This window comes from Rhodococcus sp. CX, assembly GCF_015865005.1.
GTDB lineage: Bacteria > Actinomycetota > Actinomycetes > Mycobacteriales > Mycobacteriaceae > Rhodococcus.
In genome coordinates this window covers 13,713-25,339 of the sequence record NZ_JADZGH010000259.1, presented here as the reverse complement: position 1 = coordinate 25,339, position 11,627 = coordinate 13,713, and the positions used below count along the sequence as shown (strand labels likewise).

Here is an 11,627-nt window from a genome sequence, read left to right as displayed (position 1 = left end):
ATCCCGGGTGCAGGATCGCGGTCGCCCAGCACACCAGGCCGCCGTCGGCGTGACCGACGAGCACGGCATCGGTGTACCCGAGCGCGCGGACGAGACCGGCGATGTCCGCGGACAGCGTCCAGCCGTCGTAACCGCGCGGTGGCTTGTCAGTGTCGCCGTAGCCGCGCAGGTCCACCGCGACGGCCCGGAAGCCGGCCTCGGCGAATGCGATCAACTGGTGCCGCCACGTCCACCACAGGTCGGCGAAGCCGTGCAGGAACACGACCAGCGGGGCATCGGGATCGGTGGGACCGATCTCGGCGGCGTGCAGCCGGATTCCGTTCGCATGGACATCACGATGCGTCCACGGCCCGGGATACCGGACCGTGGACGGATCGGGAAGGGACACTGCCTCGAGCACGGTCGCGGCTCAGCGTGCGTGCCGGGGACCGCCGGCGGGGGACGGCTCCTCGTGTAGCGGCAGGACGGACCGGGCCTGCTTGAGCGAGTCGATCGTCTTGTTCGGCGCGCGCACCTTGCGCACCCGCATGTAGCCGATCAGGGCGAAGATCGCCGTCACCACCACCATGATCAGGAAGACGATGAGGAACGCCAGCCACCGCGCGACCCACACGTCGAGCAGTTCGGCGAGGAAGAAGAAGAAGAAGAACGAGCTGAAGATCAGCACCGCGAGCGCGAGGATGAAGAACAGGCTGCCCTGCAGGCCCTTCTTGACCTCTCCGGTGACCTCGGCCTTCGCGAGTTCGACCTCGGCGCGGAACAGCGTCGACACCTGCGCGGTCGCGTCACGGACCAGGTCTCCGATGCTGGCGTCCTTGGGAGTCGGGGCGGCGACTTCTGTCAGCGGGATGGACGAGATGCTTGTCGGTGCGCCGTCGCTTGGCTTCCGATTCCCGTTCGTGACGCTCACTTGTCGACCCCTCCAATTGTCTCGTCCGGTTGACGGTGGGCTCGCCCACGCCGTAACAGTAGCGTCGAACCCAGCATCGATGCGATCAATGATGTGACGAGGACCGCGGCCTTTGCGGTGTCCGCCTGATCTCCGTTCCCGAGCGAGAGTTCGGCGATGAGCAGGCTGACGGTGAATCCGATCGCTCCGAGGGTCGCGAGGGCGAACAGATCCTTCCAGTGCAGTCCGGTCGGGCGGGACGCGATCCCGAGCCGGATCGCGACCCACGACGTACCGAAGATACCGATGATCTTGCCTGCGAGCAGCCCCACCACGATCGACAGGCCGACCGGTGTCGTGAACACCGCGCGGAGGGCCTCCGCGCCGAGCGGTACCCCGGAGGCGAACAGCGCGAATATCGGCACACACAGGCCGGCCGACCACGGCTGGATGCGATGTGCCAATCGCTCGGCGGGCGCTGCGGATTCGCCCGGATCGGTGTGCACGCGGGTGAGCAACCCGAGCAGCACCCCGGCGATCGTCGCGTGGATCCCGGACTGGTGCACGGCGTACCAGGTCAGGAGGGCGAGCGGCACGTACAGCAGGGGAGTGGTCACGCGCCGGCGCTGGGCGTACCAGTAGACGACGGCGCAGGCCACGGTCGCGGCCAGCCAGAGCAGCGAGATCGACGAGGTGAACAGGATCGCGATCAGTCCGATGCCGATGAGGTCGTCGACCACTGCGAGGCTGAGCAGGAACACCCGGGCGCTGGTGGGGATTCGCGATCCGGTCAGCGCGAGCACGCCCAGCGCGAAGGCGATGTCGGTGGCCACCGGGATCGCCCAGGCGCGTTCGAGACCGGGGGTTCCCCAGCCGATCGTCGCGGCGATGGCGGCCGGCAGGACGACGCCGCCGACCGCGGCGAGCACCGGCAGCAGGGCCTTCTTCCGATCGGCCAATTCGCCGACGACGAGTTCGCGTTTGAGTTCGAGGCCGGCGATGAAGAAGAACACGGCGAGCAGGCCGTCCTGGGCCCAGGTGCCGACGGTGAGATTCAGGTGAAGGGACGCGGGTCCGACGGTGAAGTCCCGCAACGCCTCGTAGGACGGCGCCAGCGGCGAGTTCGCCCACGCGACCGCGATGGCGGCGACGGCCAGCAGGATCGAACCGCCGACGGTCTCGGTGCGGAGGTACCGGGTGAGTTCCCTGCTCCAGGATGCGGAATCGGACGTCTGCGACACGGGTCCCTCTCGTTCGGAAATCGGTACGGCTGCGACTCGCCGACCAGACTTCCCGGCACACCTCCGGCCGATCCTAGCGGTGACCGGCGTCTCGATCCCAAACGGCCAATTTGCTTCGCTAAGGAAATTGGGTGTTCAATTTCCTACTAATTGGGATGACTCTCCCACAATGTGACTTTTGGAGCGAGTTTTGTGAGCACTACCCTCGACGTGGACCGGCACGACGACGACAGCGTCGCGGGAGTACCCCGCCGGCGAATCGTCGTCGCGAGCCTGATCGGCACATCCATCGAGTTCTACGACTTCTACATCTATGCGACCGCCGCGGTCTCCGTGTTCCCGCACCTGTTCTTCCCGAAGGGCAACGAGACGACCGCACTGCTGGCCTCCCTCGCGACCTTCGGTATCGCCTTCGTTGCGCGCCCGATCGGCTCCGTGTTGTTCGGTCACTTCGGGGACCGCATCGGACGCAAGGCGACGCTGGTGGGTTCGCTGCTCACCATGGGCATCGCGACGTTCCTCATCGGGGTGCTGCCGACCTACCACCAGGTGGGTCTGCTCGCCCCCATGCTGCTTGCGCTGATGCGCTTCTGCCAGGGCATCGGCCTCGGCGGTGAATGGTCCGGCGCGGCACTCCTTGCGACCGAGACCGCGAAGCCCGGCAAGCGCGCGTGGGCCGCGATGTGGCCGCAGCTCGGCGCCCCGATCGGATTCGTCTTCGCCAACGGGCTGTTCCTGATCATGACGCTGCTGCTCGGCCACGACAATTCCGATCCGGACCTGTCCAGCGCGTTCCTCGAGTGGGGCTGGCGCGTGCCGTTCCTGCTCAGCGCCGTCATGGTGATCATCGGTCTCTACGTTCGCCTCAAGCTCGAGGAGACCCCGGTCTTCGCGAAGGCCGTCGCCGACGGCAAGAAGGTGAAGACCCCGCTCGTCGAGGTGTTCAAGAGCAGCTGGCGGCAGCTGATCATCGGCACCTTCGTGATGCTCGCGACCTACACGCTCTTCTACATCATGACCACCTGGGTGCTGAGCTTCGGCACCGGCAAGACCCCCGCCCAGGGCGGCACCGGCGCAGGCTTCCAGTACTCGGACTTCCTGGTCCTGCAACTCGTGGCCGTGCTGTTCTTCGCCGCGGCGATCCCGGTCTCCGGCATCCTCGCCGACCGCTACGGGCGCCGGTCCACCCTGCTCGTCGTCACCGGCACGATGATGGTGTTCGGCCTGTGCTTCGGGCTGCTGCTGGACGGCGACGCCATGGGCTCTGCGCGCATGCTGTTCTTCCTGATTCTCGGCATGCTGCTGATGGGTTTCACGTTCGGCCCGCAGTCGGCGATCCTGCCGGAGCTGTTCCCCACGAACGTGCGCTACACCGGATCGGGCATCGCCTACAACGTGTCCAGCATTCTCGGCGCGGCGGTGGCCCCCTTCATCGCGACCTGGCTCGCCACGACGTACGGCGTCGGCTGGGTGGGTGTGTATCTGCTGGCCGCCGCGGTGCTGACGTTCGTCGCGTTGCTCGCGGTGCGCGAGACCAAGGACGCCTCCCTCGACGAGGTCTGATCGTCCACACACGTAATCGGCCCCCGGTCCGCACGGACCGGGGGCCGAAGTGCATGCGGAGCTAACCGATCCGCTGCCCGCAGTTCGAACAGAAGTTCTCGGTGCCGCGGCGCTCGGTGCCGCAGGACGGGCAGAACCGGGCGCCCTGCGCCGCCGGTGCGGGAGCGGTGGGCGGGACCTCGTAGCCCGGGGCTCCCTGCTGCGGCTGAGGTGCGTAGCCGCCGGGCGCGGTGGGCGGCGTGAAACCTGCGGGCGGAGCACCGAACCCACCGGGCGCGCCCGGCTGCGGAACCGGTCCGTTGCCGGGAGCCCCGTGGAATCCGGCCGCGGCCGCGGCCGGGGCCGCGGCCGGGGCCGGGGTGCGGCGGCTGCGCACGAGCAGGAACCCGCCGAGCCCGGCGATCAGCAGGACCGCGACAGCGGCGCCGCCGAGGATCAACGGCAGTTTCGACGACGAGGACGACGAGGACGACGCGGCATCGCCGTGCTGCTCGCGCAGACGGACGGCGTCGGACTTGATCGCCGAGATGCCGGGATATTCGGGGGACATGGCGAGGACCGAGTCGAAGCCCTCGATGGCCTCGGTGTAGCGCCCCTCGTAGTACGCGGCGAGGGCGTCGCGGTAGCGCTCGTCGGCGGGGCCCAGCTGGGAGGTGATACCGCGGGCGGCGAGCAGTTCCTCCAGGCCACTCGACGGCGCGATGAAGTTGAACGCCTGGCTTTCACCCGAGGGGCCGAAGCTGTTCACGCCGATGACCCGGCCCTCGAGATCGACCGTCGGGCCGCCGCTCATGCCGCCCGACAGGGCCGCGTCGGTTTCGTAGAACGGGACCGTGCCGGAGGTCTTCTTCGCGCTGACCTTGCCGCTCTTGTTGGTCGGTTCGAGGCTGGGGTCGGTGACCTTCTCGGTGCTGCCGGGGAATCCGACGGACAGCACGGGCGTGCCGATCGCGACGTCGTCGTCGGTCGCGAGCAGCGCGGCGGGCAGGTCGTCGCGCTGCACCTTGAGCAGTGCGACGTCGCCCTGTTCGAGCGGGCGGTACTCGATGACGTTGGCGGGCAGGCGAGTTCCCGAGGTGCCTTCGCCGAACAGCACCGCGATCTCGAGGGTCGGGTCGGATCCGCCCTTCTCGCCCTCGACGGTGAAGCTGCCGTCGACGAACGCGGCGAGCTCTTCGGGAGCCCAGTCCATGTTCGCGGCGTAGATGTCGCCGAACGCGGCGTCGAGGAGCATGCTCCGGACGTCGTCCACGCAGTGCCCGGCCGTCGCGACCCACCCGTCGGGGTTCACCACGAAGCCCGTGCAGGTCCAGCTGGCCTGGTAGGGCGCGGTGTCGAACAGCTCGCCGTCCGGCATGCGGATCCACCCGGTCGTCGTGCCCTCGAGGTACACGGTGGCGGGGCGGATCAGGGCAGCTGCGCGTTGCTCCGGGTTGGCCGCCGGGCGGGTGCTCGTGTCCTGTGCGAGTGCGGCGCCCGGGGATGCGCTGAGGAGGCCGAGCGCAAGTACCGAGCACGCGGCGAACCGGCGTGAGAAGCGGTGTCCTGATCCGGACATGGGTCCTCCGAAGAGACAGTGAGGGTGTGACGTAGACGAACCCGGCCCACAACAATGTGAGCCTTGGTAACCATTGCGGGACAACGGCGTTCGATTGCCGACACAGAGTATGCCGAGGAGGGGATCGGGCGAAACAGGCAAAATGAATAGTGGTTCAGATGCTAAACCCGAATGGAAGAAGTCTGTGAAAAGTCATCGGTAACGCGGCGGAAAATGAGTACAAATACGCAGACGCGGCCCGCTCCGAAGAGCGGGCCGCGTCGTGCGGAGGTGCCGGCAGTGGCTACTTGTTGATTCCGCGGATGGCTTCGAACACGGCCGGATCGACGAGGGTCGAGGTGTCGCCGAGTTCACGGCCCTCGGCGACGTCGCGCAGCAGGCGGCGCATGATCTTGCCGGAGCGGGTCTTCGGCAATTCCGGCACGACCGAGATCTGCCGTGGCTTGGCGATCGGGGAGATCTCCACCGCCACGTGATCGCGCAGTTCCTTCACGAGCGTGTCGCCGGTGTTCTCCACGTTCTCGCGCAGGATCACGAACGCGACGATGCCCTGGCCGGTGGTCTCGTCGGAGGCGCCGACGACCGCGGCCTCGGCGACGGCCGGGTGCGACACGAGCGCGGACTCGACCTCCGAGGTGGAGATGCGGTGGCCGGAGACGTTCATGACGTCGTCGACGCGGCCGAGCACCCACAGCGCGCCGTCCTCGTCGTAACGGGCACCGTCACCGGCGAAGTACCAGCCCTGCTCGGCGTACCGGGACCAGTAGGTCTCCTTGTAGCGCTCCATGTCGCCCCAGATGCCGCGCAGCATCGACGGCCACGGCTGGTCGAGCACCAGATAGCCGTTGCCGCCCTCGCCGAGTTCGTGGGCCTCGTCGTCGACGATCTTCGCCGAGATGCCGGGCAGCGGCGCCATCGCCGAACCGGGCTTGGTGGCGGTCAGGCCCGGCAGCGGGGAGATCATGATCGCGCCGGTCTCGGTCTGCCACCAGGTGTCGACGATCGGGGCCTTGCCGGCGCCGATGACCTCCCGGTACCAGCGCCACGCCTCCGGGTTGATCGGCTCACCGACCGAGCCGAGCAGCCGGATCGACGACAGGTCGTGGGCGTCGGGAATCTGGCGGCCCCACTTCATGAACGTGCGGATCAGCGTCGGGGCGGTGTAGTAGATCGACACCCCGTACTTCTCGATGATCTCGAAGTGCCGGTGCTCGGTCGGCGAGTTCGGGGTGCCCTCGTAGACGACCTGCGTGGCACCGTTGCTCAGCGGCCCGTACACGATGTAGGTGTGGCCGGTGACCCAGCCGATGTCCGCGGTGCACCAGTACACGTCCTGACCCGGCTTGTGGTCGAAGACGTTGTGGTGCGTGTACGACGCCTGGGTGAGGTAGCCGCCGGAGGTGTGCACGATGCCCTTGGGCTTACCGGTGGTGCCCGAGGTGTACAGGATGAACAGCGGGTGCTCGGCGTCGAACGGCTGTGGGGTGTGCCGATCGGAGGCCTTCTCGACGGTCTCGTGCCACCACAGGTCCCGGCCGTCGGTCCAGTCGACGTCGATGCCGGTGCGCTTGACGACGAGCACGTGCTCGATCGACTCCGCCCCGCGACCGCTTCGTCGGCGGCGGACTTGAGCGGGGCAGGGGCGCCGCGGCGCCACTGGCCGTCGACGGTGACCAGCAGCTTGGCCTGCGCGTCGTCGATGCGCGAGCGCAGCGCCGAGGCGGAGAAGCCACCGAAGACCACCGAATGCGTCAGGCCCAGGCGCGCGCAGGCGAGCATGGACACGATCGCCTCGGGGATCATCGGCATGTAGATCGCGACGCGGTCGCCGGCGACCAGACCCAGCTCGGTGAAGGTGTTCGCGGCCTTGGAGACCTCGGCGAGCAGATCGTTGTAGGTGATCGCCCGGGAATCGCCGGGTTCACCCTCGAACAGGATGGCGACACGGTCGCCGTTGCCGGCTTCCACGTGCCGGTCCACGCAGTTGTAGGCGACGTTCAGCTGTCCGCCGACGAACCACTTCGCGACCGGGGCGTCGGACCAGTCCAGCACCTCGCTCCACGGCGTCGCCCAGTCCAGACGCTTGGCCTGGGTGTCCCAGAATGCGAGGCGGTCGGCGTCGGCGGCAGCCTGCAACTCGGGACCGGCGTTGGCGGTCGCGGCGAATTCCGCGCTCGGCGGGAACACCTGCTGTTCATGGTCCTGGGCTGCACTCGTCATGATGCCGGGGCCTCTTTCCGGGATGTGCGAAATGAATCGGGCTCAAGTGAGAGTAGTCACCTGTGACGGGGATCGCATCGTTGCATCCACTTGCAACCTGGTCACTTGCGCCGATCGGTCGGTGTCGCGCGACGGATGGTCGGCTGCGTCGACGAACGGACCGCCGACCGGTATCGGACCCCGGACCGGTAGCGTCCACAGACGTGACGGACCCGCTGCAGCCCCTTCTCGACCTGCCCGGAGTGCGCGACGCCGCCGATCGAGCGCGCGACGCGCTCGCCGAGGTGCACCGGCACAAGACCAACCGGCGCGGCTGGCCGAACACCGCCGCGGAGGCATCGGTGCGCGCGGCGCGGGCCTCGGCCGCGATCGACGGCGGCTCGATGGAGCTGCCGCAGCCGGGCGAGGCCGGTGACCCCATCCTGGCCGGCGCACTGCGGGTCGCGCAGGCGCTCGACGGGGACAGCCTCGGCATACTGGTCGCGACGTGGAAGCGGGCTCCGCTGCAGGCCCTCGCGCGACTGCATCTGCTCGCTGCGGCGGACCTGGTGGACGATCCGGAATCGCTGGGTCGTCCCCGGACGGATCCCGGAATCGGGGAACGGCTCGACGCCCTCGCGCAGCTGGTGACCGGAGGGACCCGTGTGCCCGCTCCGGTTCTCGCAGGCGTCGTGCACGGTGAACTGTGCACGCTGCGCCCGTTCGGTGTCGCCGACGGGGTGATCGCGCGCGCCGCCTCCCGGCTCGTGTGCGTCTCGACCGGTCTCGACCCCCACAACCTCGGGGTGCCGGAGGTGACCTGGATGCGCCGCGTCCCGGCCTACCGCGAGGGCATCGCCGCCTTCGGGCAGGGCACCGCGGAGGGTGTCGGCAACTGGCTGCTGTTCTGCTGCGTCGCCCTCGAGTCCGGTGCCCGCGAGGCGACGTCGATCGCCGACGCGTTCGCCGGCTGAGCCACCCGGGGCCCGGTCAGTGTGGTGCCGGGGCGTAGACGGTCATCCATTTCGGGTGTAGCCGGTAGTAGACCACGTCGTTGTCCCAGTCGAACATGTCCTCGCCGTAGAACGACTTGAAATAGGCGAGCAGTTCGGGCCAGTCCGCGGCCGGTTCGGCGTCGGGCGGGGTGAGGATCTCCACCGTGCCGTGTGTGAAGACGCCCAGTTCCTCACCGCGAAGATGAGCGACGCTGGCGGCGGGCCGCGCGGCGAGGTGACGGGCCTTGGCGGCGCTGCGCGCGGTGCCGAAGTGCCACTTGCCGTGGAGGAAGTGCCCGTCCACGCCGCTGATCCGGGGTTCGCCGCACGCCGTCACGGTGGACAGGGCGAGCGTGCACATGCCGGTGAGGACTCGGGTGAGTTGCTCGGCGGTCAGTGTGCTCTCGCGGTTGATGATCGACCGCAGGTGCGCGGTGGACCGGGCGAGGGACGCGTCCAGGAGAGCCTGAAGTTCGGCGAGTTCTTCCGGTGTTTCCTGCATGGGGGCACCTTGTCCGTGATCGGCTGCTGTCGCGGCCGGCGCTCGGCGTCGGTCCGCGAGACCATGCTCGCATCGGATGCTGACACCCTGTGTCAAGAATGCATGGACGTGCGATCCCCGGTCGGGACGTCGCCCCGGGCTTCGGAAGTCGCTGCGGCGCAGGAGAGTTCTGTCGCAGCGAGGCCTTGCACGAAGGAGTCTCCACATGCGAAGCGGGTGGCGCCGCCGACTTGCGTCGGTGTCGCCACCCGCTAGCACGGATCGCCGTGTTACGCATGCGTGCTGGAATGGGTTGTGTGTCAACGACCTCGGCGATGACTCGGGTTTCGCAAGTTCGCCCTCGCAACGGGTGCGAGGAGGTTCGCTCGCGACGCCCCGGATCTCGCAGGTCCACAACGCTTTTGCCCTTATAGTGGCATCGGCTCCGCGTGGGTACTCGGTGTCCGTGCTGGGAAGTCGGTACGGGAGATCGAACCTTCTCTTCCGATTCGCTCTTGGCCTTCCGGCTTCCGTAACACCATTTCTACCCTCTGTTGCCGGGGTCGGCAAGCCCCATTTTCGGGTCGATTTCCGCTGGTGTCCGGCCCTGATCTAGCGCCGCCGGCGCAGGACGGAGTAGGTGGCGGCGCCTGCGAGCAGGGCCGTCGCGGAAACGATCATGCCGACCGTGAGCAACCCGCGACCGCGGATGGTCAGGCGCCGCAGCAGCGGCACGGGCTTGACGAAAGTCAGTACGGGCCAACCTCTTTCCGTTGCGACCCGGCGCAGCGTCCGGTCCGGGTTGACCGCTCGGGGGTATCCGACCGCCTGCAGCATCGGGATGTCCGTCGACGAGTCGGAGTATGCGTAGCTGCGCGCCAGGTCGTAGCCGTATCGCTCGGCCAGTTCCTTCATCGCCGTGACCTTCTCCTCGCCGAAGCAATAGAACTCGAGTTCGCCGGCGTACCGTCCGTCGACGATGCGCATCCGGCTCGCGGTGCTGTGCGACGCGCCGAGTGCTTCGGCGATCGGGGCGACGACCTCCTCCCCGGACGCCGAGATCACGACCACGTCGTGTCCGCGCAGTTTGTGGTCGGCGATGAGGTCCGCGGCCTCCTGGAACACCAGGGGATCGACGATCTCGTGCAGCGTCTCGGCGACGATCGATTTGATCTGCTCGACGTTCCAGCCCTCGCACATCGCCGCGATGTACGCGCGCATCCGTTGCGCCTGATCGTGGTCGGCGCCGGACAGCAGGTACAGGAACTGGGCGTAGGTGTTCTCGATGACCGTGCGACGGTTGAGCAGCCCCTGATCGAAGAACGGCCGGCTGAACGCCAGGACGCTGGACTTCGCGATGACGGTCTTGTCCAGGTCGAAGAACGCGGCGATGCGACCCGCCTCGGAGGGCCGTGGTGTCTCGTCGGTCACCGCACCACAATAGGCCGCTGATCCGCGTTTCGGCCGGTCCTCGGTACCTCGGTCCCACTGAATGTTTCAACTTGCAAATAGTCGAGCGGCCCGGTGTAGTATCGCAAATACCTGGGCGCAACCAGGCTGTGTTCAGCCCGACCCCCCGGGGCTGAACACGACGGCCCTCGCCTCCTCCCCCCTGGCGAGGGTCGTCCCGTATCCGAATGTCTTTCGGTTTCGCCGCGCGCGTCCGCGGCCGGGAAGTTGTCCACAGGCGCCCGGTTCATCCACAGATTCGCCCCCCGCCCCGAAAACCGTCTTCCGCGTCTCGGTGCTTCCACGCACGCTGTCCGCATGAACGACGAGCGCACCGCACGAATCCTCGCGCTGATCTCCGACGGCACCCTGCTGGCCAGTCTGCGGCGCGTGGCCGCTGCATCCGACCGCGACCTCGACGACGCACCCGTCCCTCCGACACGGCGCAGCTGGGACGACGCCGGGCTCGTCGTCGTCGACCATGCCACCGCGGCGGCGATGGAGACGTTCCCGCGGCGGCGCGGCGTGGTTCTCGTCTGCTCGGGTGCCGCGGGGCTGGCGGATTGGCAGGCAGCGGCCGCGGTCGGTGCCGAACACGTGATCGCGCTTCCGGACGACGAGGTCGAACTGCTCGCGGTGATGGGTGCCGCGGCCGAACCGGACACCGGTGGGGGTCGCGTCGTCACCGTCGTCGGCGGGTGCGGAGGTGCCGGCGCCTCCACGTTCGCGGCGGCCCTGGCCTGGACCGCCGCCGACCGCGACGACCCGAACGTGCTGCTCGTCGACGGCGACCCCTTCGGCGGCGGCCTCGACGTGCTCACCGGCCTCGAAGACCGGCCCGGGGTGCGCTGGCCGGGACTGGCCGTCGAGGGCGGCCGGGTCTCCGCGCGGGCGTTGCGCGACGCCGTCCCGGACTGGGCGCCCGGGCTCGGCGTGCTCTCCACCGACCGCACCGCGTCCGGTGAACCGCCGTCGGCCGCGGTCACCGCCGTGCTCGACGCGGCGCGTCGATCCGGAACGGTGGTCGTGTGCGACGTTTCGCGCAGCGTCGGCCCGGCCGCGGAGGCGATGGTCGCCGCGGCCGATCTGGTCGTCCTGATCACCCCGGCGCGGGTGGGCGGTGCGCTCGCGGCGGCACGGACCGCCGAATGGGCGGGGGCGCGAAACCCGAACACGGGTCTCGTGGTGCGCGGGCCCGCGCCGGGTGGGCTCCGCGGCGCCGACGTCGCCGCCGTCGTCGGGATCCCGTTGC

Annotated in this window: 9 protein-coding genes and 1 pseudogene; 3 read left to right on the top strand and 7 right to left on the bottom strand. The window is 68.7% G+C overall.

The genetic code is table 11. The features are described 5' to 3' along the window. The 3 genes from I0Q12_RS28220 to nhaA form a co-directional block, all read right to left on the bottom strand. Positions 1-388, bottom strand: a 388-nt coding sequence (locus I0Q12_RS28220) for an alpha/beta fold hydrolase (RefSeq protein WP_197256853.1), incomplete at its 3' end; no start/stop codon positions are given. Between the two features lie 21 nt (positions 389-409). Further along, positions 410-910 carry a phage holin family protein gene (locus I0Q12_RS28215; RefSeq protein WP_197256851.1) on the bottom strand — a complete coding sequence of 167 codons (501 nt, stop codon included), beginning with the start codon at positions 908-910 and terminating at the stop codon, positions 410-412. After that, positions 907-2,130, bottom strand: coding sequence for a Na+/H+ antiporter NhaA (gene nhaA, locus I0Q12_RS28210; protein ID WP_197256849.1), 1,224 nt, complete (start codon positions 2,128-2,130; stop codon positions 907-909). The genes I0Q12_RS28215 and nhaA overlap by 4 nt, the downstream gene beginning before the upstream one ends. 192 nt (positions 2,131-2,322) lie before the next feature. Between nhaA and I0Q12_RS28205 the strand changes: the two genes are divergently transcribed. After that, positions 2,323-3,693 carry an MFS transporter gene (locus I0Q12_RS28205; protein ID WP_197256847.1) on the top strand — a complete coding sequence of 457 codons (1,371 nt, stop codon included), beginning with the start codon at positions 2,323-2,325 and terminating at the stop codon, positions 3,691-3,693. 61 nt (positions 3,694-3,754) lie between these two features. Here I0Q12_RS28205 and I0Q12_RS28200 read toward each other — a convergent pair whose 3' ends face one another. Both I0Q12_RS28200 and acs read right to left on the bottom strand, forming a co-directional pair. Continuing rightward, the gene (locus tag I0Q12_RS28200; RefSeq protein WP_197256845.1) at positions 3,755-5,251 is read right to left on the bottom strand and encodes a trypsin-like peptidase domain-containing protein; all 1,497 of its coding nucleotides are present in this window, start codon (positions 5,249-5,251) and stop codon (positions 3,755-3,757) included. A 283-nt stretch (positions 5,252-5,534) separates the two neighbouring features. Beyond that, positions 5,535-7,471, bottom strand: a pseudogene (gene acs / locus I0Q12_RS28195) (acetate--CoA ligase). Positions 7,472-7,674: 203 nt separating this feature from the next. Between acs and I0Q12_RS28190 the strand changes: the two are divergent. After that, positions 7,675-8,424 (top strand): oxidoreductase, encoded by a 750-nt coding sequence (locus tag I0Q12_RS28190; protein ID WP_197256843.1) that lies wholly within the window; start codon positions 7,675-7,677, stop codon positions 8,422-8,424. A 16-nt stretch (positions 8,425-8,440) separates the two neighbouring features. Here the strand turns inward: I0Q12_RS28190 and I0Q12_RS28185 are convergent, their stop codons facing one another. Both I0Q12_RS28185 and I0Q12_RS28180 read right to left on the bottom strand, forming a co-directional pair. Next, positions 8,441-8,947 carry a pyridoxamine 5'-phosphate oxidase family protein gene (locus I0Q12_RS28185; RefSeq protein ID WP_197256841.1) on the bottom strand — a complete coding sequence of 169 codons (507 nt, stop codon included), beginning with the start codon at positions 8,945-8,947 and terminating at the stop codon, positions 8,441-8,443. A 591-nt stretch (positions 8,948-9,538) separates the two neighbouring features. Beyond that, positions 9,539-10,357 (bottom strand): HAD-IB family hydrolase, encoded by an 819-nt coding sequence (locus I0Q12_RS28180; protein WP_197256839.1) that lies wholly within the window; start codon positions 10,355-10,357, stop codon positions 9,539-9,541. A 336-nt stretch (positions 10,358-10,693) separates the two neighbouring features. On the opposite strand from I0Q12_RS28180, the gene ssd reads away from it, so the two are divergent. Then, positions 10,694-11,627 (top strand): septum site-determining protein Ssd (gene ssd, locus I0Q12_RS28175; protein WP_197256837.1); only part of this gene is annotated, 934 nt, incomplete at its 3' end.